The organism is Thermoanaerobaculum aquaticum (genome assembly GCF_000687145.1).
In the GTDB taxonomy this organism is placed as follows: Bacteria; Acidobacteriota; Thermoanaerobaculia; order Thermoanaerobaculales; family Thermoanaerobaculaceae; genus Thermoanaerobaculum; species Thermoanaerobaculum aquaticum.
In genome coordinates this window covers 81,280-106,613 of the sequence record NZ_JMFG01000016.1, presented here as the reverse complement: position 1 = coordinate 106,613, position 25,334 = coordinate 81,280, and the positions used below count along the sequence as shown (strand labels likewise).

General features: G+C 63.1%; 25 protein-coding genes. 7 read left to right on the top strand and 18 right to left on the bottom strand.

The window, feature by feature from the left end:
• Position 1: 1 nt before the first annotated feature.
• Positions 2–469, bottom strand: coding sequence for a 6,7-dimethyl-8-ribityllumazine synthase (ribH, locus tag EG19_RS06775; protein WP_081799999.1), 468 nt, complete (start codon positions 467–469; stop codon positions 2–4).
• A gap of 323 nt (positions 470–792) precedes the next feature.
• On the opposite strand from ribH, the gene iorA reads away from it, so the two are divergent.
• Both iorA and EG19_RS06765 read left to right on the top strand, forming a co-directional pair.
• Complete coding sequence (iorA, locus tag EG19_RS06770) at positions 793–2,595, top strand: indolepyruvate ferredoxin oxidoreductase subunit alpha (protein WP_038048882.1); 1,803 nt, start codon at positions 793–795, stop codon at positions 2,593–2,595.
• Positions 2,595–3,200, top strand: a complete 606-nt coding sequence (locus EG19_RS06765) for an indolepyruvate oxidoreductase subunit beta (RefSeq protein ID WP_038048879.1) — start codon at positions 2,595–2,597, stop codon at positions 3,198–3,200. Before iorA ends, EG19_RS06765 begins: the two co-directional genes overlap by 1 nt.
• Here the strand turns inward: EG19_RS06765 and EG19_RS06760 are convergent.
• The 11 genes from EG19_RS06760 to EG19_RS06710 all read right to left on the bottom strand — a co-directional run bounded on the left by EG19_RS06760 (position 3,197) and on the right by EG19_RS06710 (position 14,719).
• Complete coding sequence (locus EG19_RS06760) at positions 3,197–4,453, bottom strand: MgtC/SapB family protein (RefSeq protein ID WP_038048876.1); 1,257 nt, start codon at positions 4,451–4,453, stop codon at positions 3,197–3,199. The two genes, EG19_RS06765 and EG19_RS06760, sit on opposite strands and share 4 nt — an antisense overlap.
• Positions 4,454–4,468: 15 nt before the next feature.
• Positions 4,469–5,206, bottom strand: coding sequence for a PAQR family membrane homeostasis protein TrhA (gene trhA / locus EG19_RS06755; protein ID WP_081799998.1), 738 nt, complete (start codon positions 5,204–5,206; stop codon positions 4,469–4,471).
• 162 nt (positions 5,207–5,368) lie between these two features.
• Positions 5,369–5,836, bottom strand: coding sequence for a hydrogenase maturation protease (locus tag EG19_RS06750; protein ID WP_038048874.1), 468 nt, complete (start codon positions 5,834–5,836; stop codon positions 5,369–5,371).
• Between the two features lie 6 nt (positions 5,837–5,842).
• Positions 5,843–7,147, bottom strand: coding sequence for a Ni/Fe hydrogenase subunit alpha (locus EG19_RS06745; RefSeq protein WP_038048872.1), 1,305 nt, complete (start codon positions 7,145–7,147; stop codon positions 5,843–5,845).
• Positions 7,134–7,925 (bottom strand): NADH-quinone oxidoreductase subunit B family protein, encoded by a 792-nt coding sequence (locus EG19_RS06740; RefSeq protein WP_038048870.1) that lies wholly within the window; start codon positions 7,923–7,925, stop codon positions 7,134–7,136. Before EG19_RS06740 ends, EG19_RS06745 begins: the two co-directional genes overlap by 14 nt.
• 9 nt (positions 7,926–7,934) lie before the next feature.
• Complete coding sequence (locus tag EG19_RS06735; RefSeq protein WP_053335020.1) at positions 7,935–8,831, bottom strand: FAD/NAD(P)-binding protein; 897 nt, start codon at positions 8,829–8,831, stop codon at positions 7,935–7,937.
• A complete protein-coding gene (locus tag EG19_RS06730) occupies positions 8,828–9,889 on the bottom strand; it encodes a 4Fe-4S dicluster domain-containing protein (RefSeq protein WP_081799997.1) in 1,062 nt (353 codons plus the stop codon). The genes EG19_RS06735 and EG19_RS06730 overlap by 4 nt, the downstream gene beginning before the upstream one ends.
• Before the next feature lie 311 nt (positions 9,890–10,200).
• Complete coding sequence (locus tag EG19_RS06725; RefSeq protein ID WP_053335018.1) at positions 10,201–11,739, bottom strand: DHA2 family efflux MFS transporter permease subunit; 1,539 nt, start codon at positions 11,737–11,739, stop codon at positions 10,201–10,203.
• 9 nt (positions 11,740–11,748) lie between these two features.
• Entirely contained in the window at positions 11,749–12,855 is a 1,107-nt protein-coding gene (locus tag EG19_RS14265; RefSeq protein WP_038048867.1) for an HlyD family secretion protein, read from the bottom strand.
• Positions 12,852–14,147, bottom strand: a complete 1,296-nt coding sequence (locus EG19_RS06715) for a TolC family protein (RefSeq protein WP_038048864.1) — start codon at positions 14,145–14,147, stop codon at positions 12,852–12,854. Before EG19_RS06715 ends, EG19_RS14265 begins: the two co-directional genes overlap by 4 nt.
• Positions 14,144–14,719 carry a TetR/AcrR family transcriptional regulator gene (locus EG19_RS06710; RefSeq protein WP_038048862.1) on the bottom strand — a complete coding sequence of 192 codons (576 nt, stop codon included), beginning with the start codon at positions 14,717–14,719 and terminating at the stop codon, positions 14,144–14,146. The genes EG19_RS06715 and EG19_RS06710 overlap by 4 nt, the downstream gene beginning before the upstream one ends.
• Before the next feature lie 192 nt (positions 14,720–14,911).
• On the opposite strand from EG19_RS06710, the gene EG19_RS06705 reads away from it, so the two are divergent.
• Together EG19_RS06705 and EG19_RS06700 are read left to right on the top strand one after the other, a co-directional pair.
• Positions 14,912–15,442: a hypothetical protein gene (locus EG19_RS06705; protein WP_038048859.1), complete on the top strand. Its 531-nt coding sequence runs from the start codon at positions 14,912–14,914 to the stop codon at positions 15,440–15,442.
• A gap of 106 nt (positions 15,443–15,548) precedes the next feature.
• The gene (locus tag EG19_RS06700) at positions 15,549–16,544 is read left to right on the top strand and encodes a PLP-dependent cysteine synthase family protein (protein ID WP_038048857.1); all 996 of its coding nucleotides are present in this window, start codon (positions 15,549–15,551) and stop codon (positions 16,542–16,544) included.
• Here the strand turns inward: EG19_RS06700 and EG19_RS06695 are convergent.
• Together EG19_RS06695 and EG19_RS12585 are read right to left on the bottom strand one after the other, a co-directional pair.
• Entirely contained in the window at positions 16,541–17,515 is a 975-nt protein-coding gene (locus tag EG19_RS06695; RefSeq protein WP_038048855.1) for a UbiA family prenyltransferase, read from the bottom strand. The two genes, EG19_RS06700 and EG19_RS06695, sit on opposite strands and share 4 nt — an antisense overlap.
• A complete protein-coding gene (locus EG19_RS12585; RefSeq protein WP_053335017.1) occupies positions 17,512–18,915 on the bottom strand; it encodes a DUF92 domain-containing protein in 1,404 nt (467 codons plus the stop codon). Before EG19_RS12585 ends, EG19_RS06695 begins: the two co-directional genes overlap by 4 nt.
• Before the next feature lie 20 nt (positions 18,916–18,935).
• Between EG19_RS12585 and EG19_RS13395 the strand changes: the two genes are divergently transcribed.
• On the top strand, positions 18,936–19,121 hold the full coding sequence (locus EG19_RS13395; RefSeq protein ID WP_152543961.1) for a hypothetical protein: 186 nt from the start codon (positions 18,936–18,938) through the stop codon (positions 19,119–19,121).
• On the opposite strand, the gene EG19_RS06685 is transcribed toward EG19_RS13395, so the two are convergent.
• Genes EG19_RS06685 through EG19_RS06670 form a run of 4 tightly spaced genes read right to left on the bottom strand, consistent with a single transcriptional unit; the run spans position 19,102 to position 23,524 of the window.
• Complete coding sequence (locus tag EG19_RS06685) at positions 19,102–20,076, bottom strand: thiamine pyrophosphate-dependent enzyme (RefSeq protein WP_081799995.1); 975 nt, start codon at positions 20,074–20,076, stop codon at positions 19,102–19,104. The genes EG19_RS13395 and EG19_RS06685 overlap by 20 nt on opposite strands.
• 7 nt (positions 20,077–20,083) lie before the next feature.
• Positions 20,084–21,274, bottom strand: a complete 1,191-nt coding sequence (locus tag EG19_RS06680) for a transketolase C-terminal domain-containing protein (RefSeq protein WP_081799994.1) — start codon at positions 21,272–21,274, stop codon at positions 20,084–20,086.
• Positions 21,271–22,944: an NAD(P)-binding protein gene (locus EG19_RS06675; RefSeq protein WP_053335015.1), complete on the bottom strand. Its 1,674-nt coding sequence runs from the start codon at positions 22,942–22,944 to the stop codon at positions 21,271–21,273. Before EG19_RS06675 ends, EG19_RS06680 begins: the two co-directional genes overlap by 4 nt.
• A gap of 1 nt (position 22,945) precedes the next feature.
• Positions 22,946–23,524, bottom strand: a complete 579-nt coding sequence (locus EG19_RS06670) for a 2-oxoacid:acceptor oxidoreductase family protein (RefSeq protein WP_038048852.1) — start codon at positions 23,522–23,524, stop codon at positions 22,946–22,948.
• Between the two features lie 207 nt (positions 23,525–23,731).
• Here EG19_RS06670 and EG19_RS06665 point away from each other — a divergent pair, with 207 nt between their 5' ends.
• The gene (locus EG19_RS06665; RefSeq protein ID WP_038048849.1) at positions 23,732–24,370 is read left to right on the top strand and encodes a TetR/AcrR family transcriptional regulator; all 639 of its coding nucleotides are present in this window, start codon (positions 23,732–23,734) and stop codon (positions 24,368–24,370) included.
• Complete coding sequence (locus EG19_RS06660) at positions 24,367–25,329, top strand: HlyD family secretion protein (protein WP_038048846.1); 963 nt, start codon at positions 24,367–24,369, stop codon at positions 25,327–25,329. Before EG19_RS06665 ends, EG19_RS06660 begins: the two co-directional genes overlap by 4 nt.
• Positions 25,330–25,334 lie beyond the last annotated feature (5 nt).

Genomic DNA, 25,334 nt, shown 5'->3' with positions numbered 1-25,334 from the left:
CTTACTCCGTAACCCGCCAAAGCTGCGCCATTTCGATGGCAGCCAGGGCCGCATCCCAGCCCTTGTTGCCGGCCTTACCGCCGGACCGGTCCAGAGCCTGGTCCATGGTGTCACAGGTGAGCACGCCAAAAGCCACCGGCAGCTTGCGCTCCAGGCTCACCTGCGCCAGGCCCTTGGCGCACTCCGCGGCAATAACGTCGAAGTGCGGCGTTTCCCCACGGATCAAGGCCCCCAAAGCAATGATCGCGTGGAACTGCCCGCCGCTCGCCAGGCGAGCCGCAGCCACGGGCAGCTCCCAGGCCCCGGGCACCTTGAGGATCGTGATGTCCTCCTCCCTGGCACCGTGACGCGTCAGGCAGTCCAAGGCCCCTTCCACGAGCCTTTCCGCCACGGCGCTGTTAAACCTGCTCACCACCACCCCAAACCGCAGACCCGAAGCGTTCAGTTGGCCTTCCAGGATTCGCACCATGCCCCACCTCGTTCCCCCATTGTATCGGGGCCAGGACGCGGTCACAAGCGAGGGAGAAAGGCTTGTCAGAAATCCCCCTGGGTCTTATACTGTGCTTGTGAAGAGAGTCACGTATTATTGCTGGAACTTTGACACAAACGCGAACGCAAGCCCCCCCGACGGGGTCCTTCCGGGCTTCCAGGCGTTGGTCCTCCCCCCAAGACCTCCTGAAAGCCAAAAAGCCCTCCCCGTCGGGGCCTTTTCTTTTTCCGCCTTCCTGTCACCGGCGGAAAGCTAACCCGGGCTTAAAAGGCCTGGTACCATCCCGCGGGAGGAGAAGCGCAATGCGGCGCATTCTTTCTGGCAACGAGGCACTGGCGCGGGGAGCTTGGGAAGCCGGGGTGCAGGTGGCTGCCGCATACCCCGGAACCCCCTCCACCGAGCTTTTGGAAGAGCTGGCCCGCCTTCCTGGGGTCTACGCCGAGTGGTCCACCAACGAAAAGGTAGCGCTGGATGTGGCGGTGGGGGCAGCACTGGCCGGCCGGCGGGCCCTGGCGGCCATGAAGCACGTGGGGGTTAACGTGGCCATGGACGCCCTCATGTACGCTTCGTACACCGGCCTGGAAGCAGGGCTGGTGCTGGTTTCCGCCGATGACCCGGCCATGCACTCCTCTCAAAACGAGCAGGACAACCGGCGCCTCGCGGCCTTCGCCCGCATCCCCTGTTTGGAGCCCAGCTCTTCCCAGGAGTGCAAGGACTTCATGCGCTTGGCCTTTGAGCTCTCCGAGCGCTTTGACACGCCGGTCATGGTGCGAACCACCACCCGCATCAACCATTCCTCCAGCATCGTGAGCCTGGGGGAGCGCGTCGAGCTGCCGCCCAGGCGCGACAAGTTTCCCCGTCGCCCGGAAAAGTACGTGATGGTGCCGGCTAACGCCCGCCACCGCCACCCCGTGGTGGAAGAACGCACTAAGCAAATCGCGGCGTGGGCTGACAGCGAGGAAAGCCCCACGGTGATGGAGTGGCGTGATGAAAGCGTGGGGATCATCACCTCCGGTGTTGCCTACCAGTACGCCCGGGAGGTTTTCCCTAGCGCTTCCATTTTGAAGCTGGGCCTCACCTACCCGGTACCGGCGCAAGGCATCAAGGCCTTTGCCTCGCGGGTAAAGCGGCTGGTGGTCCTTGAGGAGCTGGACCCGGTCATCGAGGAGCAGGTCAAGCTCCTGGGGATCCCCTGCGACGGGAAAAGCATCTTCCCGCTTTGTGGTGAGCTGGACCCCACCGTGGTGCGGGAAAGGGGTGCCGAAGCCGGCTTGCCGGTGGACCGCCAGCCGCTTCCTCCCCCGCAGCTAGAAAAACCCCAGCTCCCGGCCAGGCCACCGGTGCTTTGCCCTGGGTGCCCGCACCGTAGCGTGTTTGCGCTTTTGGCGAAAAAGAAAGTTCCGGTTTCGGGGGATATTGGCTGCTACACCCTGGGCTACCTCCCTCCCCTCTCGGCCCTGCACTTCTGCGGATGCATGGGGGCCTCCATTGGCGTAGCCCACGGGGCAGCCAAAGCCGGGATTTCCGAAAGGATGGTGGCGGTGCTGGGCGATTCCACCTTTTTCCACACCGGCCTTCCGGCGTTGGCCAACGTGGCCTACAACCGCTCCAACGTGCTCACCATCATCCTCGACAACCGCACCACCGGCATGACCGGCCACCAGCCTAACCCGGGAACGGGCTTGACCTTGCAAGGAGAGCCGGCGCCAGCGTTGGACTTTGAAGCCATTGCCCGGGCTTTCGGCATTCAAAAGGTGGCCACCGTGGAAGCCTACGACACCGAAGCCTTGGAAGAGGCGTTCAAAGCGCTCATGGCCACCAACGAACCGGCGGTGCTGGTGGCCCGCCACGCCTGCGCCTTGCTTCCCGAGGAACGCAAGACGTGGGTTCCCCTGGAAGTGGTGGAGGAGAAATGCACCGGCTGCGGGGTGTGCTTCCGCATTGGCTGTCCGGCCCTTCTCAAGAGCGACGAGCTGGATCCCAAGACCCACAAGCCGCTGGCGCTTATTGATCCCGACCTCTGCACCGGCTGCGAGGTGTGCGCCCAGCTCTGTCCTCATGAAGCCATCCTCACCCGTGAGCAGGTGGCTCTGGAGACACGGTGATGAGCGGCCAAAAAGCTTTTAACTTCGTGTTGGTTGGGGTGGGTGGGCAAGGCACCATCCTCGCCTCGCACATTCTGGCGGAGGTGGGGATGGAGGCCGGCTTCGACGTGAAGAAGGCAGAAGTTCACGGTATGTCCCAGCGCGGTGGGAGCGTGATTTCCCACGTGCGCTGGAACGCCCAGCAGGTCTTTTCCCCGCTGGTGGGCCTGCAAGAGGCCGACCTGCTCATTGCCTTCGAAAAGCTGGAGGCCCTGCGCTTTGCCGAGTACCTGCGCGCCGGCGGCACGGCCCTGGTTAACGACATGGAGCTTTTGCCCATTACCGTCACGGTAGGGGGTGTGCCCTACCCTGAGGATGGGGCGCTGGAGCAAGCCATGGCGGCTTTAAACGCCAGGTTGCTGCGCATCCCCGGGGAAGCCCTGGCCAAACAAGCGGGTAACGTGAAGGCCGCCAACGTCGTGCTTTTGGGGGCGGTTTCTAAGCTCTTGCCGCTTCCCGAGGAGGTGTGGTGGGCCTGTTTGGAGCGCCGCATCCCGGCGAAGTTTTTGGAGCTCAACCGCAAGGCTTTTCAGTTGGGCCGGCAAGCGGTGAGCCCCGCAGGCTAAAGCCACAGGAGCGGCAAAAGACCCAAAAGCGAAAGAAAAACTAACCCGCCTAAGGCCGCCCGCCCCATGGGCCGGTGGCCCAAAACCAGCGCGTAAATCCCCTTGGCCAGCTGGTTTCCCGAAAGGGCCAGCAGCACCGCGCGGGCAGCCGTGGGCAGAGCAACGCCCAAACCCGCTTGCTGGGCCAGGCTCATCACGTAAGGATCCACATCCACCGCACCGGCCAAAAGCGAAAACGCGTAAACCCCCACATCACCCCAAAGCCTTGTGACCCACCAGGTGCCTACCGTGAGCACGAGAAACACACCGGCAAACAGGAAAGCCGTGGAAAGCTCCAGGGGGTTGACGGTAGCCCGAGGGTTTTCCGGCTGCACCTGCCGTCCGGAAGCCCGGGAAAGCCAAACCAAGGCCAGGGCCGAGCCTACGAGAGCCAAGCCCAAAAGCGGCACGGCCAAGGCCGAAGCCAGGGCAGGTTGAAAAAGCTGCAGCAACACCAGCACCCGCAGGTACATCACCGAGCTGGCCAGCACCACCGCCGCCGCATAGCTGGACCCGCCGGCCAGCTCCCGGGAACGGCGAGCCAGGATGACGGTGGCCAGCGTGGAGGAGTAAATCCCGCCCAAAATGGCAGAAGAGGCAATGCTGGCCCTTTCCCCCAACCGCCACTGAATCAAGTAGGAAAGGTACGAAAGGCCACTCACCGCCACCACCACCAACCAGAGGCGGAAGGGGTTGATGCCAAACTCGGTGAAGGAACGGTTGGGCACCAGCGGCAAGATCACCGCGGTGAGCAGCAAGAACTTGGTAAGCGTCAGGATCTCCGAGGAGGGGATGCGTTCTGCCAGGTTCTCCAACCCGGCCTTGAGCTCCAAAAGCAGCAGGCTCAGCACCACCAACGCCGTGGCCAGCCAGTACCAACCAAAAGCCACCAGGCTGCCCAGCACGTAGGTCAAAAGCCCGGTGACCTCGGTGGTGACCCCCGCTTCCCCCACGTGGGTGATTTTGTGCCAGTAGGAAATGGCCAGAAACGCCGCCACACCCAGAAAGCCCAACAGCACGGGGAGCACCTGGGAACCGGCCAAAAGCGCAATCCCGTAGCCTAGAAAACCAATTAACGGGAAGGTTCTAACCCCCCCAAAGATGTAGTGCCCCGCGGTGGCCTTGCGCCCCTCCCGCTCCAGGCCCAGAAGAAACGCCAGTCCCAGCACCAACAGAAGCTGCCAAGCCTGCGGCGAAACCGGAAACGGCGGCACTTGCGCCTCCCCCGTTCATGCTGCACCGATAGCTGCCAAGATGCAATCTCCCAGCAAGTCAGGCCCAACCAGAAAAGCTGCCGCTGTGGGTGCTGGGCCCGTGCCTTGCGGCCGCATCACGTAAAGCAAAACCGCAAAGAAGTGCAAAACGCTGCCGGCCAGCACGAACAAATGCCAGACGGCATGGTGGAACGGCAGCGGCTTGGCCGCGTAAAAGGCTACCCCCAGCGTGTACGCCAGGCCCCCTGCCACCAGCAAGACCAGCCCACCAAAGGGCAAGGCTGCCATCAGCGGTTTGGCGGCCACCACCACCAGCCACCCTAGCGACAGGTAAATCACCACGGAAAGCACCTTAAACCGCCCCAAAAGCACGGTTTCGTAAACGATGCCCAACGCCGCCAACACCCACACCACCACCAGCAAAGCCACGCCCCAGGGGCCCTGAAGCGTGACCAGGCAAAAGGGGGTGTACGTGCCGGCAATGAGCAGGAAAATCATGGCGTGATCCACCATGCGCATGGCCCGCTTCAAGCGTGGAAAAAACGGTGGAATGGCGTGGTAAATGGTGGAGGCCGTATAGGCCAGAACCAACGACGCACCAAAGATAGCCGCAGAAACGATGTGTCTGGCACTGCCGTACCTCGCCGCAAAGCCCACCAGCACCGCCAAAGCGGCAATGGAAAGCACCACACCCACACCGTGAATCACGCTGTGGGCAATTTCTTCCCGTTTGGAGTACATGCCTTCGCTCATAGCGTTTTAAGGCTAGCAAAAAGCCCGGGAGCGAGAAAGGCACGCTGTTGGCCACGCTACGGAAAAATTGCCCAAAAGGCGCTTGCCTTTTTGAACTTCCCGCTCGTTGCCGTTACCTGTCGCAAGCTCAAGTGGAGCTTACCACCGCAATTGCGACAGGGTTTAGGGAGCAGGTGCCAATTCCTGCAAAAGCTGGCGGGCCAACTGTTGAGCCGCCGCTTTCACCTCGGGCGTTAGGCCTTGCCCCGGCTCCAGCTGCCGGGGCTCCACACCAAAAAGCTCAACGGTGGCCTTTGCCAGCTCGGGCTTGGCCAAAAGTACCCAGCGCAAACACTCCGGCAGGGAAAGGGCGTGCACACCGCGATGCGGCTGGGGCAGCTGCAAGACCTCTTCGGCGCTCAACCTGTGAATGGTCCCTGGCGGGGATCCCCGAACCAGGGCATCCACCAGCACCACCCGCTCTTCACCCTGCCACAGACCGGCCAAAACCGTGGCGTCGGTACCCCCTTCGGCCAGCCGCACGTGGGGGGCCACCCCCAGCTCCTTCAAAAGCTCGATTACCAAAAGCCCTACACCGTCATCACCCATGAGCGGGTTGCCAAACCCCACCACCAGCACGCTGGGGGCCATAAAACCTCACGCCCGCACCACGTGCACCGAGCAGGAAATACAGGGATCGTAGGCCCTGGCGACCATCTCCAGCTGGAGCTTCAGCTCGCGATCGCTGGCTTGCGGGTTAGAGGAAAGCGTGTGCTCCACCGCCTCCCGCAGGTCTCGCTCCAGGTTAGCCAGGTTCTGGGCCGTAGGGGTAATGACGTTGGCCGCCACCACCCGCCCCTGGTCGTCCAGCTCGTACTCGTGGAAAAGCGTGCCGCGGGGAACCTCAATGGCCCCCACACCGCGACCGGCCCTCACGGTGTAGGAAGCCAGGTCCTGGGGCTCTTCAGGTTGGCCCAAGAGCTCCTCGCAAATCTCAATGCTCCTTTCCACGGAGTGGACGAGCTCCACCAGCTGCGCCCAGTTGTTGAGCAGCGGGTTGTTGCTCTCAGGGTCGGGAATCAACCTGGCCAGGGCCTTTTCAGCGCGGCCTTTCAGGTAATGCCCCCACAGCTTGATCCGTGCCAGAGACCCCACCATGTAGGTGTGGCCCGCGCCCAGCGCCGCATGTTTGGCGTGGGAGTGCTCCACGGTAAACTCCCGAATCACCTCCCGGTAGCTCTCCAGCGGGAACTCCTCCCCCCGCGAGGTGCAAATGGACACCCCCCGGAAACGGAAGGCCTCCTGGTAGGGCCGCAACGCCACGTAAACCGTGGGCGCCTGCGGTAGCTCAGGGAGCTTGAGGGATGCCGCCAGGTCCACAAACCTATCCAGCACCGGCAACGAGGCTTCCAGTTGACCCCGCAAAAGCTCTAAATCGCGATGGCGTGGCAGCTTGCCAAACCCACCCACCAGCGTGTTGATGGGATGGACGGCCCGTCCGCCAATAAGCTCCTGAATTTGGTTACCGAGCTGTTTGAGCCTGAGGGCGAAAACCACCTCCTCCCGAAATTCCTGGGCCATGGCCAGCACCGATTCAAAACCCAAAAAATCGGGGAGGGCCAGGGCAAAAACGTGCAAAGCGTGAGATTCGATGGTGGCCCCCAACAGCAACAGGCCCCGCAAGTCGTGGACCCGCTCGGACACCGTGACGCCCAGGGCGTTTTCCAGGGCCTGGAGGGCCGTCACCGTGTGAGAGGCCGAGCAAATGGCGCAAATGCGGGTGATGATCCCCTGCACCTCGGCAAAGTGCTTGCCCTTAAGCAGCGCTTCGTAATAGCGGCTGCCTTCGAAAATGTCCATCTGCACCTGGGAAACGCGGTTCCCTTCCACGCGCACAAAGATGCCCCCGTGGCCCTCCACCCGACCCAGGTGAGGGATCACTACGGTCCTACCGGCGCTCACGCTGCACCTCCTTTTCCAGTCCCTGCTTGATCCACAAAGGCGTGGAGAAGTTCTTCAGCCGCTGGGCAATATCCATCCACGAAATCCCGCGATCGGCAAACATGGTGATGTTGGAATCGTAGTTGGGCTCCTCCACCGGCCCCCGACACCCCGCACAGGCCACGCCGTGCGACGGGCAGCGGGCCCCGCACCCCCCTCGGGTCATGGCGCCACAGCAAACCTCCCGAAAGTAGATGACCCGGCAGAGGTTTTCCTTGGTCTTGCACTCCCAGCACACGGGGACCTTGGGAAGCTCCGGCAACGCCCCCACCAGCAGCGACCGCACCGCCTGGATAAACTCGTGCTTCTCAATAGGACAACCGGGAATCAGCAAATCAAAGGGAACAAAGGCGGAAGGCGGCAGTGCCTCCACCGAATCCAAAAAGGAAGGGTCCGCCCCGTACACCTCGCGCTGCAAAACTTCCCGGGAGAGGGCGTTTTGCATGGCGGGTAAGCCGCCCCATACCGCGCAGGTGCCGATGCCCACCAGGCGCTTGGCCCGGGCCCGAATGGCCTTGAGGTCCTCCAGGTCGCGTTGCGTTGCCACCACGCCTTCCACAAACGCCAAATCCAGGCGGCACAAATGGTCGTTGTCCGCCTTGGCCATCACCCAGTCCACGATCTCCAGGTTTTCCGCAAGCCACAACAGCTCATCCTCGCAGTTGAGGATCTGCAGCTGGTCACCGGCACACCCTGTCAACCCAAAGATGCCTACTTTCGGCTTCTTTCCGTTTTCCATGGCCGCCTCCTAGCTGTAAATGAGTTCGGGCAAGTTAAGGGCGTCCCAGTAGGAAAACACCGGACCGTGCAGGCAGGTAAACGTATACCCCACACCGCAATGCCCACACTTGCCCACCCCGCACTCCATACGCCGTTCCAGGGAGAGGAAGATGCGATCACGTCCGAGACCCATGGCCACCACTTTTTCCAGCATGAACTTGTAAAACACCGGGGGACCACAAGCCACGGCGTAGGTCCGGCTGGGATCAATGCGCACCTGGTCCAGAAGCTCGGTGACCACCCCTACTCGCCCTGTCCACGGCTTTCCCAGGGTATCGTCCACGGAAAGATGAATTTCCGCATCGCCGCGGCGAGCTAAGGAAAAGATCTCATCGGCAAAGAGCACCTGGTCGGGGTTGCGAAACCCTGCCAGCAGGATGACGCGGCCAAACAGCTCGCGCTGGTCCATGAGGTACAGCAAAAGCCCCCGCAGCGGGACCATCCCCAACCCTCCGGCCAGCAGCAAAACGTCTTGACCGCCAAACAGCTCCACAGGAAAGCCGTTGCCCAAGGGCCCACGGATGCCCACCACGTCCCCCTCCCGCACGTGATCGAAGAGGTAGCTGGTGAGCACCCCGGCCCGGCGAATCCCCAACTGGAAGAAACCCTTGCGCGTAGGCGGCGAGGGAAGGGAAAACGGTCCCTCCCCAACCCCCAAAATGGAAAGCTCCACAAATTGCCCGGGACGAAACTCAAAGCTCTGGGCCAACGCGGGGTCCACAAACCGCAAATCGAACAAACGCACGTCTGCGGTAAGCTCGGTCACCTTCATAATGCGCGCCGGCTGCGGCTGGTACACGTTCGTGCCCGTAGCCAACCCGCGCAAGCGCTGCTGATGAATTCCCGGATAGAAACGCTCGCTCATGCTTGCACCCCTTTCCCCTTCGCCAAAGCCCGCTGCTGCCGTCCCAGTTCACCCCGCACCGCTTCGAAAACCTCCACCACGTGTATGCCCGTGGGGCAGTTCTCAATGCACCGCCCGCACCCCACGCAGGAGGGCATCCCGTACTGTCGGACGAAGGCCTCTTGCTTGTGGTAGTACCGGTTGCGCACGCGGTCTGCCCGTTCGGCGCGGAAGTTGTGACCGCCGGCCACCAGCGCGTAGTCCCGGTAAAGGCAGGCGTCCCAGGTTCTCACCCGCTGGGCGCCGTCGGCGGTGAGTTCGTCCCGCACGTTAAAACACGTGCAGGTAGGACACACCATGGAACAGGAGCCACAGCACAGGCACTTCTTGGCTAGCTCATCCCAAACGGGGTCGTCCTTTTTGAGCTCTAGAACGTACGGCAAATCGCTCACATCTAAATGCAGCTGGAAGGCCGCCTCTCGCTGCCGCAGGCGCTCCAGGTAATCCTGAATATCCCTCTTGCCCGCCGGCTCGAAGAGGCTGGGCTTGGCCCTCACGATGTCGTCGCCGCGGGCTGACCCCACCGTCACCAGGAAGCGGCCCGGGAGCGGAGTGAAAAACAGGTCAAACCCGGTGTCCACCGTGGAGCAACCCAGCGACTGGCAAAAGCACTTTTCGTCAGGCATGCAGCCGTAACCCACCACCGTCAGCTGCTTTCGGTTCATCTCGTAGTAGGGGTCCGGGTAGCCCCCGAGGAAAAGCTGATCCAGTATGCGTAGGGCGTGAATATCACAGGCATGGGCGCCCACGTAGACCAGCGGGCCGTAAGCGTTATCCTGGCAAGCCTCGGCGCCGTTGCCCAGTTTCCCGTGCAGCATGCAAAACTTGGGCTTGAGAAGAAACTTCTTGATTGGAAGAATCGTGCGCAGGGCTTCGGGCCTTACCTTCGTGATGTCCTCCACGATCTCCAGTGTGAAGACCCCCGGTGCCTTTTCTACCGGCGCCACGAGCCTTCCGAAGCCTCGAAGCACCTCCAGGAACTCCCCAAAAAGCCCGTCCTTCATGCGTAGCGTTTGCATCGCGCCTCCTTCATTGCCTTTGCCTCCTTCCCTCCGTGACTTCCCCCAGCAGCGGCCGCCTTTGAGCTAGTGAATACATTCACTAGCTCACTAGGAATATAAATTCGTGACGGTTCTTTTGCAAGAGGCCATGGCTCAGCTGGGCTGTTTGGCCTGGAGGTCAGACAAAGGCGAAGGAAGGACGGCGCCACGGCCCGGCAAGGGCTTGCAGGGCCTGGTGCGGGATTGGAAGAGCGACTAGTGCTCGCCAAGACGTTGTGGAGCGAAGCGGAGGACGCCGCCACCAAAGTGGCGCAAGCGCTTGGCAGCAACTAATGAAGCGGAGCCTGGCCCTGCCCGCGAACGCTGCGCAGGAAAAGCGTGGCCCCCAGGGCCAGGAGGCTCCAGAGGGCCAGGTGCCGCCAGGTGGCCTGGAACGCCTCCCCGCTGGCCAGCGCCTGCAACAGCGTTTGAATTGAGGCCTTGACGCGGGTTTCCGCTTCGGGCACAAAAAAGCCCTGCCCTCCCGTACTTCCACCCAGACGAAGCAAAAGCTCGGTGGCCGCCGGCGAGCTCACCTCCACCCGGGAAGCCAGGGCATCGTAAAAGCTTGCTGAGCGGTTGGTGAAGACGTTGGTGGCGTAAGCGGTCCCTACCGAACCAAAAACCAGCCGCACCACGTTCATCACCATGGACGCGTCGGAAAACTCCGCCTGGGGAAGGGAGGCCAGCATGATCACGAAAAGCGGTGTAAAAACGCCCCCCATTGCCAGGCCCCAAAAGAAGTTGTCCCACACCGCCGCCGAGCGCGGCTCGTAAAAACCAGTGCGAAACTGCCAGGTGGTGATGAACATACAGAGCAAGAAAAAGCTCCCCACCCACTTGGGCGGCAGCCTGTCCGAAAGCACGCCCGACAGAAGCGTGGTCACTGCCGCAGCCAGCGAGCCGGGAAGCATGATCAGACCCGCCTGCAGGGTCGTGAACCCCTTGAGCTTTTGCAGATACACCGGCAGCATGAGGAAAACGCCATAAGCAGCCATGGACACAAACGCCATGGCCACCAGCGACAGGATCACGTTGGGGTTGGTGAAGAGCCTGCGCGGCAACAGTGGGGAAGCGGCTTTGACCTCCCAGACCACAAAAGCCACCAGCGTCACCACAAACACCAGAAACGCCCGCAGGATGAAATCGGAGTCCAACCAGCCCTTCTCCTGCCCTTTGGAGATAAAAACGATGAAGCTCATGAGGGAGGTGGCCAACAAGCACAAACCCACGATGTCCAGGCGGCGAACCTGCCTTCCCCGAACGTTGGCAAGTAGCAAAAAGACCAAGAGAGCATCAGCTAAGCCGATGGGCACGTTCACCCAAAAGACCCACCGCCAGGTGAGGTGCTCGGTGATGAAACCGCCCAGGGATGGACCCACCGCCGGCGCGAAAGAAGCCCCCAGGCCGTAAACGCCCAGCGCCAGGCCGCGTTCTTCCGGTGGAAAAGCGTCCATGAGGATAAGGGCCCCCACCGGCAGCATCATGCCTTCCGCCACGCCCTGCACAAAGCGGGAAACCAGCATGAGCTCCAACGAGGGCGCCACCCCACAGAGAGCGGAAGTCCCCACGAACAGCACGATGCCCAAAAGGTAGGTGTTGCGATGGCCGAACGCTTCGGCCATCCAACCTACGATGGTCATGGAAACTGCCGCTCCCATAAAGTAGGCGATGATCACCCACTGAATGCCGTAAAGGTCGGCCTCCAGGGTGGCCATCATCTTGGGGAGCACGATATCCACGATGGTGGTGTCCAGAAGCGCAATGAAAATGCCGGCGGAAACCAGCGCCGCCACCACCCATTTGCTAACGCCGGGAGACTGCCCCATGGTCGCGCCTCACCTCGGCTTGCGCACCGAAACCACCACCGAAAGCCCGGGAACAACCTCCGGATGGTTGTCCAGGTCCTTGATGGTCAGCTCCACCGGAACCCGCTGGGTCACCTTGGTAAACTCCCCCGCGGTCACATCCCTGGGGATCAACGCGAACTCCTGGGCGGCCGCCGGGGTGATGCGGCGGATGGTGCCGGAAAGCTTGGTTCCCGGCAGGGCATCAACGGTAATTTGCGCCTCCTGCCCCACCTGCAAGTGCCGAACTTTGGTTTCCTCAAACCGCGCTTCCACGTAGCGCGTGGCCGGGTCGTACATGGCCAGCACCGGCCGGCCGGGAGCAGCAAAGTCCCCGGGCCGCAGGAAGATGCGGGCTACCACTCCCGAAATGGGCGCGCGGACTTCCGCCCTATCCTCGGCCCACCGGGCCTGGGCCAGGGCCGCCTTGGCTTGCTCCAAACCGGATCGGGCCTCCGCCAGTCCCGCTTCGGCTTCAGCCACCGCCATCTCCCCCGCCAACGCTTCCTTGAGCTTGGCCTCCGCCAAATGCAACGCCTCCGTTGCCGCCCGCAGGTCCGCCCGGGCCGCTTCCGCTCCGGCGTGCACCTCGTCGTAGCGGGACTTGGGAACAGCTTCCTCCCGCAGCAGCGCCTCCAGGCGCGCCTCCTGCTTTTCCAGATACTCCACTTGCGCTTCCGCCTTCTTCACCTGGGCCCTGGCGGCTTCAACTGCGGCTTGCGCCGCGGCTTGGGCGGCAGCCACGGTTTTCCTGGTCCGGGCCAGCAGCGCCTCCTGTCGTTTCACCGTGTCCTCCAGCTGCTTCACCGCTGCTTCGGCCTGGGCCTTTCCGGCGGTGAGGTTGTCCCGCTCCAGCCGCACCAAAAGCTCGCCTTGCTGGACGCGCTGGCCTTCTACCACCAGCACTTCAGCTACGCGCCCGGGGACCTCCGGTGCCACCTCCGCCATGTCGGCCTTCACGTAAGCGGCCTCGGTGCTCACGTGGGTGAAGCGAAAGTAAAGCCAGCGCCCGGAAAGAACGCTTCCCACAAGCAACAGCACTACGCCCAACACCACCACCGCTCGTTTTGCCAAACCGCTCGTGTTGTTCCCGTTCATACCTCGCCTCCAAAAACACGCAAAAAGTCCTCGCCGTACGCTGCGGCTTTTTCCCCCAACGCCGAAAGCCAGGCCGCTTGCGCCTTAGCAATGGCTGCCCGGGCCTGCGCCAGGTGCTCCTGGGCCGAAAGCAAATCGCGGGTGGTGGCCAGACCCTGGGCATGGCGCAAGCTTTCCAGCCTTACCTCCTCCTCGGCAAAAGCTGCAGCTTGCACCGCTGCCGAAAGCGCCTTTTTGGCCGCCATCTCCTTGGCTTCAGCCACGCTGATTTCCCGCTCTACCGCCCGGGAGGTGGCCTCCAACTGGAAGCCGATGGTTTCCGCCTGCAGCCTCAGCGCCTTGCTGCGCGACGCCGCTTGCCCCCCATCGAAAAGCTGGGCCTTCAGCACCACCGCCGCAAAGCTGTTGGTTTGGTGAAGGTAAAAACGGTCGCGCACGTGCTCCACCCCACCCACCGCCACCAGCAGCGGCCAGCTTTCCCGACGGGAAGCCTGCGCCGCGTTTGCTAAAGCGTCCTTTTGGAAACGCAGCGCTTGCAGCTCCGGCCGGCGGACGGTGCCTTGAACTTTGGCGCTGGTTTTTTCGAGCTTTTCCGCCTCCAGCACCACGCTTTTTACCTCCACCCCCGTGAGCTCCCGGAGCACAGCTAAAGCCCCCGTCAGGGCTGCCTCGGCCGCGGCCAGCTCCGCCTCCCTCCTGGCCACCACAAACTCCGCCGCCAGCTGGTCCGATTTTGGCAGGAGGCCCTGCGCCACCATGGCCTGCACCACCCGCAGGGTCTCGACGGCAGCTGCTTTGGCCTGCTGACAAGCTGCCCAATCCCCTTGCGCTTCCCAGGCGCGGGCAAACGCCTCCACGGTAGCTTTAGCCACCTGCAGACGAACCGCCTCCCGTTGGCTTTCGTAAGCCTGCGCCTGAGCTTCGGCGGCAGCCACCGCCAAACCCGTACGCCGCCAGTCCCAAAGGAGCTGGGAAACCGTCAGACGGCCGGTTTGGATTTCCCGCTCACCGGTGACCAAAGCCAGGGGGATGGGGTTGCCAAAGGCACCTCGGGGCACCAGAAAACCGGGATCCTTGCGCAGGCCCCGCGCCTGCGCTTCCAGCTCCACCTGCGGCAACCGCGGCGCGGCCACCTCCCCTATCTTGGCCTGGCTTTCCTGTGCCGCCCGCTCGGCGGCCTGCACGGCGGGGCCCTGGGTGGCGAGCTCCAGCGCCCGCCCCAGGGTCAGCTCTTGGCCAGCGGCAGTGCGCACCGCCAGCAACATCCCAAACCAAAAAACACGGCTCTTCATGGCCCACCTCCCTGCCCAATGCCGGAAAACAGCACGTCCACAAAAAGCCCGGCCAAATCTTTGGCCGATGCGTTTTGCTCCAAAGCGGCCTTTTCCGCTACCTCAAAAAGCCATGCCTGCAGTCCGGAGGCCAAAAGCTCCACGTCCAGCTGCCGGATTTCCCCCGCCGCCATCCCCTCCGCCAAGACCCGCCGCAAAAGCTTTCGCTCCCGCTCCAAGAAGTTTCGCCGGCTGGTCCGGAAATGAGCGGCCAGCTCACCGGTGACCGATGCGGAAACCCCGTAAAGCCGCGCCAGCGTCACCACCGAGTCGAGTTTGGCGGTGATTAAAGCGTGCAGCTTTTCCTTGCACGTTCCTGCGCCAGCCACCGCCTGCTCCATGGCCGCAAGCACCCGCTCCTCCTCGCGGCCAAACACCCCCTCGATGATGGCGCTCTTCCCACCCGGGAAATGAAAGTACAGGGCGCTCTTCACCACTCCCAAGCGCTCGGCCAGCTCGGAAACCGAGAACCGCTTGAGCCCCCGCTGGAGCAGCAGCACCAAAGCCTCGTCGAGGATTTGCGCCTTGGTCATCGCGCCTCCGTTCGGACTGAACATCCGAACGACTTGTTCAGTTTAAAACCCGCCCTCAAAAAGTCAAGACCCGAAGGTTCGATTCTTATAGGAACAGCTTTTTCCCGGTCCCTGGCGCCCGTTTCGCCTTTCCCTCAATATCAACCGGCTTTCTCCCTGCCTGTTCCTTTGCAGCTTGGGTATACTCCCAGCATGGGTCGAGACCTTGCCGTTCGCCCCCTGGCTAGCTGGAATGCCTTCACCTTGCGGTTGGACCGGGACGTGCTGCTGCTTTTTGCGCTCCGCCTTTTGCGGGGCCAGGCTCCGCAGGTGGAAGACCTCGCCCTCGAGGGTGAAGGTGAGCGCTTGCGGCTGAAATCCAAAGTCCGGGTCGCAGGGGTGGCCCTGGGCATTGCCGTGGAGGTTGAAGAAATCCGCGTGAAGGGCGGGCTTTTGGGCTTCCACCTGCGGGCCATCAAGGGCCCCCTGGGTCTGGGGGTTCCCCGCGTTGTCCTTGACCTCCTTTCCCGCCGCTTGCCGCTTCCCGTAGAGCTGGACAGGGAAAGCGGGGTTGTGCTGGTGGACCTCCGGGGTCGCCTCCCCCTGGGCCTGGAGGTGGAGGTCCGGCACGTGCGGCTGCACGCCGGAACCATCGAAATTGCCCTGGGTCCCGGGAGGCTGGCGCCACCCGCTCCCCCTGAGGTTGAAGACCTGGAAACTCCCGAAGCCGCCCTGGGCGTATAGAAGGCTCGAAAACCCGGGGCTTTTGCTGCCAGCCTTCGGGAAGAGTTGCTTGCCGATCTAGACCAGGCGTTGGCGCGCGTGTAGCCTTTGCACGGAGGTCACGCTGGTGCGGGGGTTACACCGTTACGACAGCATTCTCGACGCCATCGGTTGGACACCGATCGTGCGCCTCAACCGAATTACCGCCGGCCTTCCCGCAGAAGTCTGGGCTAAACTCGAGTTCCTCAACCCCATGGGCAGCGTGAAGGACCGCATTGCCCGCCATATGATCGAAAAGGCCGAAGCTGACGGCAGGTTGCAGCCCGATGGGCTCATCCTTGAGGCCTCCTCGGGCAACACCGCCCTGGGTTTGGCGCTGGTGGCCATTCAAAAAGGTTACAAGCTAAAGGTGGTGGTGCGGGACTCCACCTCTCCCGAGAAAATTGCGCTTTTGCGCGCCTTAGGGGTGGACATCGAGTTTGTGGATGCCAGCCTACCTCCCGAACACCCAGACAGCTACAACAACAAAGCGCCTCGTCTGGCCCGGGGGCTTTCCGGCTGCTTTTTCCCCGATCAGCACAACAACCGCGAGAACAACGAAACCCACTACCTCACCACCGGTCCGGAAATCTGGGAGCAAATGGAAGGGCGCATTGATTACTTTGTAGCCGGCATGGGCACCGGTGGCACCGTGGCGGGCGTGGGTCGCTACCTCAAGGAGCGAAACCCGCACATCAAGGTCATTGCTGTGGAACCTGAGGGCTCGGTTTTTGCTGAGTACTTCCGCACCGGCCGCCGTCCCCAGCCCAAGCGGTACCTGATGGAGGGGCTGGGCGACGAGTTCATCATCGGCACCGCCGATTTCGAGCCGCTGGACGACGTCGTTCAGGTTTCGGATGGGGAAGCGTTCCTCACCGCCCGACGTTTGGCGCGGGAGGAAGGGATCGTAGCCGGGGGCTCCAGCGGGGCGGTTTTAGCCGTGGTCCTCAAGCTGGCCCGGGAGCTTCCGCCAGGTACCCGTATCGTCACGCTCTTCCCCGACTCCGGTTTCCGTTACGCCAGCACCATTTACAACGACCAGTGGATGCACGAGCACGGCTTTACCGTAGAGCCGGGAAGCTAAAGCAGGTACGCCAAAGCAAAACCCACCTGCGCGGTCATCATCATGAGGTACATGTGGGTCCAGGAGGGGTGGTTTTCCGTGCGGGATAGAGCTTCGGGGTCCCGGAGCAAAAGACCGCAGGTGTAAAGCCCCCAGGCGGTCAGGATCACCGCCAGGCCGTCCAACAGCAACGGGTTGCCGGAAAGAAGCGGGGTGCCGTTGACCTGCCAGCGCACGCCCCAGGGGATGAGCAGCCAAGGAACCACAAAAGAAGGGGCAATCATCCACGCCGCCCTGCGCTCGCCGTACTTCACGGGAAGCGTGAAGACCCCGCTGGCGCGATCTCCAGCCATATCGGAAAAGTCCTTGGTGCTGCTGGCTCCCAGCAGGAACGCGCCAAAAATCAGCCCGATCCACCATGCCTCCGGTTCGGTCACCGCGGCCACCGTGCCCCACCCCGCCACCTTCAGCCATACCCCCCGAGGCACGGCAATGGTGACGTTGGCCCAAATCCCGAAGCGCTTGGTACGCCCCAGCGCCGGCAGCGAGTACACCCACGTGGCCACCGCCGCCCCCAGGTAAAGCAGGAAAACGCCGTGTTCCTTGAACGGCGCCAAAAGCTTTGCTTCCAGCGAGGTGTAGGGGTAGGGCACCAAAAGCCATGACGGCAACACGCTTACCGCGTACAGGAGCCAGGCCAAGCGCCACGCTTGCGCTTCGCTCACCCTCCCGGAGGGAAGGGGGCGCTGGGGCTTGTTAATGCGGTCGGCCTCCAAATCGGCAATTTGGTTGAGCACGTTGGAGGCGGCGTTCAAAAGCGAAGCACAGGCTGCCCCCAAAAGCATGGTGAAAGCCACGGACCACGAGAAAACCCGTGCCGGATCGGGGTTATGCGCCGAACCGAAGGCGCACAGGCCCCCCGACACAATCCCCAGGGCCGGTGGGAACAGCGTGAAAGGTCGGGCCAGGTCGCGAAGGTCCCGCCACCTCACTGGAGGCTCCCACCACCAATGGCCACCAGAAAAACCAGCGGAAGTAACGTCACCGCCAGGTTTCGCCCCGCGTGGGTGGCGGAAGGTGAGCGGGCCAAAAGACTTTCCACGAGAGTGGCCAAAAAACCGGCGAAAGCCACCAAGCCCACCCACGGGCGGACAGGTACCAGCCCCAAGGCCGCCCCAAGCCCGGCAGCGAACAAAGCGCCCACCAGGGAAGCCAGCAACCCCACCGCCGAAACCCCACCGGGCGTCCCCGCGGGTACGGCAACGCCATCGGGAAGACGGAAAACCCTCCGGCCCCAAAGCCCGCCCAGCTCGCTCCCCCAAGTATCGGCCCAGGCCGCAGCGAGCGTCGCGGCCACCGCCCAGCTCACCACGGCCCCTTCGGTGAGTCGCGCCCCAAAACCTTGCAACACCAAAACCAGAAGCACTCCCCCTTTGGCCAGCACCTCAGCCGCACCCCGCTGCCCCCGGCGACGCTCCGCCACGCCCCGCTGCGCCTTGGCCGCAAATCCCAAAAACGTGGCCCCCAGCCCTGCCAGCAGGAAGGCCAAGAGCAGCACAAAGCCCTGCCAGCCCGCCGCCATCCAGGTGCTCACCCCCAGAATCCAAGCCACCGCTACCCCACCGGGCCGCAGCGTTTTGGTGGCCAGAGCCAAAACCGCACACGCGGTGTTCACCACCACCGGCAGCCCCGCGTCAGTAACCACCGCTGCCAGCGTTCCCTCGCTGCCCAAAGACCCCAAAACCGGTACCGCCAAAGGGGGCAGCACGTTGTCGTCCAAACCGTGGGGTAAGCTCTCCAAAACCGCCGCCAAAACGCAAGGGATCAGGCCCCAAGCGCACCAAAAGGCAAAGCCCGCAAGCAGAGAAGGAAGCTCCCGTGCTTCGGGTGTCCTCGCGGCCAAAAACCATAAGGCCAAAAGCGACCCACCTGCCAAGCTTCCCACCAGAAAGCCGGCAAAACCCTCCCAGCTTTTTTGAGGGTTCCACGGCAGGGGCCTCTTCCCCCACTTTTGCCCCACCACACCGGCCAGGGAGTCGCCAAAGGCCAGCACCCCCCAGCCGAAGGCCGCCAGCTCCATGCGGTGGCGAAAGATCAAAATCAACACCAGGACCACCAGCGGATAAAGCAGCACCCCCACATCGCCGCTGCCCTCCCGCGCCGTGCGGAAACGGTGCCCCAAAAGCCGGGGCAAAACCTGCCAGTTGAACAAAAACGCGGCCACCGCACAGGCAGCCGCCTGCGGGTAGGTCAAAAACGGCAAGAGCAGAGCAAACAGCCCCATGCTGGCGTGCACCAGCTTGCGGCTGGCCTCCCCTTGCGGCAGCCGACGGTTTTTCGGTTCCCTTGCGTTTGATTTGCCCACCAACCCCGTGCCCCGCGCTCCGGTCATGGTTGTGATACTACCGCAACGTGGCGGCGTGGTCTGTGGCCCTCCGCAAGATTGCCGTGGAAACTGTAATCCCGGTGGCAGCCGGTAACCACATTAGCGACGAAGTGGCCGCCTTTGCGGCCATGCAGCGGGTTTACACGCTTATTGGCCGAACCGTCACCGCCCCCGAGGAGTACCGGTCGGGGCTTAACCTTCTGACGAGCTAGCTACCGGCATGATCCGCCGTGACGGTGCCGGCGGTGGCGGTAGCGAGCTCCCCATGGCCGCCTTGGCCCTTAAGCGCTGCCACTCCCAGGCTACCGATCGGCGGATGAAATCCACATCCTCCGGTGTGAGGTAGCGGAAGCGCCCTTGCAGCTTCAGGTACTCGGTCACATCAAGAAAAGCCGGCTCGTGGTTGATGGTGTACTTGCTGCCGTACTCCACCTCGTAAAGCGGGAAAACACCAGTTTCCACTGCCAGACGGGCGATGTGCACGGAAAGGCGCTCTTCGGACTTGTGGCCGGCCGGGCAGGAAATCCACAGGTGGATGAACTTGGTGCCCTTGATGGAGCGGGCCTTTTGCAGTTTGCGCACGAAATCTTCGGGAAACGCAATGGAGGCCGTCGCGGCGTAAGGGATGCGGTGCTCCGCCAGGATCTCCACCATGTTTTTCTTGGGCTCGGGTTTGATGTCGGGCTCAGGGGTGGTGGTGGTCCAGGCGCCAAAGGGCGTGGCCGAGGAGCGCTGGATGCCGGTGTTCATGTAGGCCTCGTTGTCGTAGCACACGTAAATGATGTCCTCGTTGCGCTCCACTGCCCCCGAAAGCGACTGAAAACCGATGTCAAAGGTGCCACCGTCTCCGGCCCACGCTAAAACCGCAATGTCGTCCCGCCCTTGCACCGCTAGCGCGGCCCGAATCCCGGCGGCGGAAACCGCGGCGGTTTCAAACGCCACCTGCAAAACCGGAACCCCCAAGGCGTGGAAGGGGTACGGTCCGTTGATCACCGCCCAACAGCACGCGGGGATCACCACGATGGTTTTCGGGCCCAGCGCTTTGAGGGCCAAACGCATCCCCAACGCAGCCCCGCACCCCGGGCAGGCCAGATGGCCGGAACGCAGGAGGTCCTCCTCGGGGAGGTGCAGGTTTCTGGGATCGTAGCTTTCCAGTTGAGCGCTCATAGGCACCTCACTTGGAAGCCACCGCGGCTTCCAGCTCCTCCTCGGGCTGCAGAACGTTCCACCAGGAGACGGGGGCCAGCTCACTGCGGGAGGCTTTGCGAAGTATTTCCGCAAGGTCGCTCACCGTAATGTCCCGACCACCCAGCCCGGCAATTACCCCGAAAAGCTGCGGGCGCCGGCGCTCGGGCAGCTCGTAAAGGGCGGATTTGGTTTCCTGATGAAAGATCCCGTGGTGACCGTAGGAGCAGTTGCGGTCCAAAACCACCACCCGCCGGCGTCCTGCCAGATGCCGGGCCAGCTCTTCCGCCGGAAACGGCCGGAAAACCCGCAACCGCAAAACGCCGGCCGCAACGCCTTCCGCCCGCAGCTGGTCCACCGCCACCCGGGCCGTAGATGCTGGCGTGCCGGCGGTGAGCAGCACGGTGTCGGCGTCTTCCAGCCGGTAGCCCTCCACCAGCCCGTAGGAACGGCCGGTGAGGCGGCCCCACTCCTGGTCCACCTGCCGCCAAACCTCCAGCGCCTCGCGGTGGGCCAGCTCGATCTTGTAGCGGAACTCCATGTAGCGATCGGGAAACACCAAGTTGCCAAAGGCGCCGGGACGCTCCACGTCCAGCTTCAAGGGCAAAGAAAGCGGCGGTAAGAAGCGGTCCACCAGCTCCTGCTCAGGAACATCCACCACCTCGTGGGTGTGGGAGAGGAAAAAGGCGTCCAGCACGATCATGGTGGGCAGCAGGACCTTTTCCGAAACCTTGTAGGCCTGCACCACCGAATCCAGAACCTCCTGGGAAGAGGCGCAGTACACCTGCATCCAACCGGTGTCCCTTTGGGACAAGCTGTCGTTTTGATCGGTCCAAATGGACCACCCCGGGGCCATGGCACGGTTCACATCGGCCAGCACGATGGGCAAGCGGGCCCCCGCCGCCCAGTGGATCAGCTCGTGCATGAGGGCCAGGCCTTGGGCGGAGGTAGCGGTGAACACCCGCGCCCCCGCCGACGCCGCGCCAATGCACGCGGCCAGCGCCGAATGCTCGGATTCCACCTTGACAAAGGTGGCTTTCAGCTGCCCCTGGGCCACAAAGGAAGCTAAATCCTCAATGATGGAGGTTTGGGGGGTGATGGGGTAGGCAGCAATGACCTGGGCCCGAGCCAACCTCACCCCATGAGCCACCGCGCTGTTTCCCTTGATTACGGTTTTCATCGCGTCACCTCGCGCAGCTCCAACGCCGAGCGCGGGCATTCCTGCACGCAAATCCCGCACCCCTTGCAGTGCTCCCTATCAATGGAGAAGCCGCCGTTTACCCGGTGGATGGCCACATCCGGGCAAAAGTACAGGCAGTTCGAGCACTCGTTGCAGGTCCCGCAGGCAAAACACCGCCGCGCTTCCTGCACCGCCGCTTCCTCACTCCAGCCCTGAACCACTTCCGAAAAGCTTGTGCGACGCTGATCCGGCGGCAAATGGCTCACAGCCGGTCGCGGAGCCGGACGGAGGTACGCGGTGTTGAGGTTGGCAAATTCCACCTTGCGGTCTTGCGCCACCTCCCGGGGCCAAAGCTCCGGCACAGCGGGAGCCTTTTCCGGCAAATTCCCGCTCTGAAGGTACGCGTGCACCACCGCCGCCACGCGGATCCCCGAACCCACCGCGGCGGTCACCGTTCCCGCCCCATCGGCCATGTCGCCCGCCACAAAAACCCCCGGCAGGGCCGCGGCTTGGCGGGCGTCGCCGGCCCCTAAGTTGGACGGCAAGCCCTCCAGGTCCACCTCTTCCCCCAGGGCAGTGACCACCCCCTGGCAGGGAACCACGAACTCGCTGCCGGGGATGGGCAGCGGACGCCTTCGGCCGGAAGCGTCGGGCTCCCCCAACTGCATGCGCTGGCATTCCAGGCCGACAATGGCGTCATTTTCAATCAGAACCCGCACCGGCGCTGCTAAAAACTCGAAGGGAATGCCTTCCGCGAGGGCATCCTCCACTTCCGAGGCAATGGCCGGCATTTCCGCCCGAGTCCGCCGGTACACCACCACCGGCTCCACCCCCACCCGCAGCAGACTCCGGGCCACGTCCATGGCGGTGTTGCCACCCCCCACCACCGCCATACGGCGGGGCAGGGGCGGCCGCTCCCCGGCCAACAGCTGCTCCAAGAGCTTCACTCCGTTGTACACCCGGGGGTGATCCTCTCCGGGGATCCCCAGAGCCCGGCTGCGGTGCAGGCCCAGGGCCAGGATGACCGCATCGTGAGAAGACCGAAGGGCATCGAACGAAATATCGCGGCCCACCCGAACACCCTGATGGAAGACCACACCCAGGCTTTCAATCATCCCCACCTCTCGGTCCAGCACCGGGCGGGGCAACCGGTACTCCGGGATGCCCGTGCGGAGGTACCCGCCTGGAGCGGGCTTGTCGTCAAAAACGTGCACCTCGTGACCGGAAAGACGCAGGTTGTAAGCGGCCGCGAGACCAGCGGGCCCGGAACCCACCACCGCCACCTTCTTGCCGGTGGCAGGGGCCGGTGGCGGCAGCACGTCCCCTTCCACGTCCCCCAAAAACCGCTCCACCATGTGGATGGCAATGGCACCGCCCAGGTGCTCCCGGTTACAGGGGCCTTCGCATGGGTGAGGGCATACCCGCCCCAGAGTCGCGGGAATTGGGTTGCGACGCCGCCACCAGCGGGCAGCGTCCAGCACCTGTCCCTTTGCAAGCAGCAACAAGCCGTAGGAAATATCGTTGCCGGCGGGACAGGTGGCGGCACAGGGCGGGAGCGCATTGCGGTACACCGGCTCCACGTACTTCCAGGTCCCGGTTTTGATGGCGGTGGTGGGCTTTTCGGAAAACGGGATGTAACTCAGGTCTTCCAGTCTCAGCTCGCTGGCCATGCTACCTCCCTGCCCGCGCGGCTTCCAGCACCTTCACCATCTCGAAAGCCTTGCGGGCCGCGGCCACGTTTTCCTCCGGCTTCACCGGCACGTGGTGGCGGATGGCCTCTTCTAGGTGCGAAAGCGAAACCCAGCCGGTGAGCGCCGCTAAGGCTCCAAGAATGGCGGTGTTGACGATGGGAGCGGTAAGCGAACCCAGATGGTGCTCCACGGCAATGCGGGACGCGTCCACGGTGGCCACGGTAAAAGACCCCAGATGGGCAAAGGCCTCGGGTTCCTTGGAGGAGTTCAAAAGCACAAAGCCACCCACTTTCAGCCCCTGCGTGACGTTGGCCAAACCCAGCGTCACCAGGCTTTCATCCAGCACCACCACGCCATCGGGCTGGTAAACCTCAGTGCGCACCAGGATGGGCTTATCGTCCATGCGGAAGAACGCCGCCACCGGTGCCCCCCTCCGCTCGGAACCAAAAGAAGGAAAGGCTTGCACGTAGGCTCCAGCAAGAAAGGCCGCTTCCGCCAGGATTTCCGAGGCAATAACGGCGCCCTGCCCTCCCCGGCCGTGGATTCTGAGCTCCCGCATGACCCCTCCCCCCTGACACGATAAGTGATGTTTTTCACTTTGGCAACAAAAAGGTGCATTTGAGTTTCAGAATGCTCCGAAGACCAACGGCAGCGCCCTCTCTTTCACCGCACGTGCCAACAGCCGACGCTTGACAGGGCGATCGGGGGACGTTATGTTGACTGTATGGTTAAACCAAACGGTTAACCGCGATTTCGAGGAGGTGCAATGCCAAGGGGGAAGCCCAGCAAAACTGCCGCGAAGAACATCCTGACGGCGGCGCTGGAAGTTTTTGCAGAGAAGGGCTTTGTGGGTGCCACCATGGATGAAATTGCCGCCCGGGCTGGGGTCAACAAGGCGTTGCTTTACTACCACGTGGGGGACAAGCAAACCCTGTTTTCCCAAGCGGTACTGGATGCCCTGGCTCCCGTGCAGCAGGCGGCCAGCGAGGTGGCGGAGCTGAGGGGACCGGCAGCCACGCGGCTGATCACGCTTCAAGCGGCGTTTGCCCGTGTCTTTACCACCCATCCGCACCTTCCCCGCCTGGTGCTTCGCATGCTGGTCACCGAGCTGGAGCACATCCCGGCGGAAGTGCTGCAGGTCATGGCCCGCATCTTTGGTGTGACCCGCCGGTTGGTGACCGAGGGCGTGGCCGCAGGGAGCCTCAAAGCTGCCAATCCCGCACTGGTGCACCTTTCGCTCATCGGCACCCTGGGTCTTGCCTGGGAAGCGGGAAAGCTCCTGGATCGGCTCAAGCAACTGGGCCTTGTGGAGGAACCGCTTCCAGCCCTCCCAAGGGAAAGCTTGGCCGCCGAGCTATCGCAAATCCTGCTTTACGGAATCGCCAAAGAAGGGAGCCAGCCATGAACAACAAAGCCGCTATTTTTCTCGCGGTTTCTCTCCCGCTTCTTGCTTGCCAGCGCAGCCCCAGCTCGGGCGGCTTTTCCGCCTCAGGTCACGTGGAGGCCACGCAAGTTCGCCTGGCCGGCAAGGTCTCCGGAACCCTCCTGGAGGTGCGCTTCCAGGAAGGCGAAACGCTCAACGCCGGAGACGTGGTGGCCCGGTTGGATACAGCGCAACTGCAAAGGGAACTGGAAAAAGCCAAAGCGCAAAAAGACGCCGCTGCCGCCGAGCTGGCCTTGCTGGAAGCCGGCGCCCGCCGGGAGGAAATTGCCGAGGCGCAAGCGCGGTTAAAAGCAGCCCAGGCGGAGCTAGCCGCGGCGCAAGCGGATGTGGCCCGCTATCAGCCGCTGGCGCAAAAGGGCGCCGCCAACCGCAAGCTTCTGGAGGACGCCGAAACCAAAGCCCTCACCGCTGCTCAACAGGTCAAGGCCCTGGAAGCCCGGCTGCAGCTTCTCCGGGCCGGTGCTCGAAGTGAAGAAAAAGCCGCTGCCCGCGCTCGCCTGGCTGCCGCCGAAGCGCAGGTGAAGGTTTTGGAGCAAGTGCTGGCCGACAGCGTCATCGTTTCCCCCATTGCCGGCACCGTCATCGAGAAGCTGGCCGAGCCTGGCGAGTTCCTCCCGGCCGGGACCCCCGTGCTGGTGGTAGCCGACCTCGCCAACCCGTGGCTTGAAGTGTACGTGGACGAGCCGCACTTAGCCCACCTCCGCCTCGGTCAAACCGTTAAGGTAAAAGTGGACGGCCGAACCGACACCTTTGAAGGCGTTGTCTCCTTCATTGCGCCGCAGCCGGAGTTCACACCCAAAAACGTGCAAACCCCCGACGAGCGGGCCAAACTGGTGTTCAAGGTCAAAGTGGCGCTGGAAAACCCCGGCGGCGTTTTCAAGCCCGGCATGCCCGCCGATGCGTTCTTTTCGGCGCCCTGAGGGGG

What these genes read in the sequence shown, in the direction of transcription:
- EG19_RS06725 (WP_053335018.1), bottom strand. Translation starts at nt 11,739, where the DNA reads ATGGGGCAGTCTCCCGGCGTTAGCAAATGGGTGGTGGCGGCGCTGGTT.
- EG19_RS06715 (WP_038048864.1), bottom strand. Translation starts at nt 14,147, where the DNA reads ATGAAGAGCCGTGTTTTTTGGTTTGGGATGTTGCTGGCGGTGCGCACT.
- EG19_RS06665 (WP_038048849.1), top strand. Translation starts at nt 23,732, where the DNA reads ATGCCAAGGGGGAAGCCCAGCAAAACTGCCGCGAAGAACATCCTGACG.
- EG19_RS14265 (WP_038048867.1), bottom strand. Translation starts at nt 12,855, where the DNA reads ATGAACGGGAACAACACGAGCGGTTTGGCAAAACGAGCGGTGGTGGTG.
- EG19_RS06660 (WP_038048846.1), top strand. Translation starts at nt 24,367, where the DNA reads ATGAACAACAAAGCCGCTATTTTTCTCGCGGTTTCTCTCCCGCTTCTT.
- EG19_RS06740 (WP_038048870.1), bottom strand. Translation starts at nt 7,925, where the DNA reads ATGGAAAACGGAAAGAAGCCGAAAGTAGGCATCTTTGGGTTGACAGGG.
- ribH (WP_081799999.1), bottom strand. Translation starts at nt 469, where the DNA reads ATGGTGCGAATCCTGGAAGGCCAACTGAACGCTTCGGGTCTGCGGTTT.
- EG19_RS06680 (WP_081799994.1), bottom strand. Translation starts at nt 21,274, where the DNA reads ATGAAAACCGTAATCAAGGGAAACAGCGCGGTGGCTCATGGGGTGAGG.
- EG19_RS06710 (WP_038048862.1), bottom strand. Translation starts at nt 14,719, where the DNA reads ATGACCAAGGCGCAAATCCTCGACGAGGCTTTGGTGCTGCTGCTCCAG.
- EG19_RS06750 (WP_038048874.1), bottom strand. Translation starts at nt 5,836, where the DNA reads ATGGCCCCCAGCGTGCTGGTGGTGGGGTTTGGCAACCCGCTCATGGGT.
- iorA (WP_038048882.1), top strand. Translation starts at nt 793, where the DNA reads ATGCGGCGCATTCTTTCTGGCAACGAGGCACTGGCGCGGGGAGCTTGG.
- trhA (WP_081799998.1), bottom strand. Translation starts at nt 5,206, where the DNA reads ATGAGCGAAGGCATGTACTCCAAACGGGAAGAAATTGCCCACAGCGTG.
- EG19_RS06730 (WP_081799997.1), bottom strand. Translation starts at nt 9,889, where the DNA reads ATGCAAACGCTACGCATGAAGGACGGGCTTTTTGGGGAGTTCCTGGAG.
- EG19_RS12585 (WP_053335017.1), bottom strand. Translation starts at nt 18,915, where the DNA reads ATGACCGGAGCGCGGGGCACGGGGTTGGTGGGCAAATCAAACGCAAGG.
- EG19_RS06705 (WP_038048859.1), top strand. Translation starts at nt 14,912, where the DNA reads ATGGGTCGAGACCTTGCCGTTCGCCCCCTGGCTAGCTGGAATGCCTTC.
- EG19_RS06675 (WP_053335015.1), bottom strand. Translation starts at nt 22,944, where the DNA reads ATGGCCAGCGAGCTGAGACTGGAAGACCTGAGTTACATCCCGTTTTCC.
- EG19_RS06765 (WP_038048879.1), top strand. Translation starts at nt 2,595, where the DNA reads ATGAGCGGCCAAAAAGCTTTTAACTTCGTGTTGGTTGGGGTGGGTGGG.
- EG19_RS06670 (WP_038048852.1), bottom strand. Translation starts at nt 23,524, where the DNA reads ATGCGGGAGCTCAGAATCCACGGCCGGGGAGGGCAGGGCGCCGTTATT.
- EG19_RS06685 (WP_081799995.1), bottom strand. Translation starts at nt 20,076, where the DNA reads ATGAGCGCTCAACTGGAAAGCTACGATCCCAGAAACCTGCACCTCCCC.
- EG19_RS06735 (WP_053335020.1), bottom strand. Translation starts at nt 8,831, where the DNA reads ATGAGCGAGCGTTTCTATCCGGGAATTCATCAGCAGCGCTTGCGCGGG.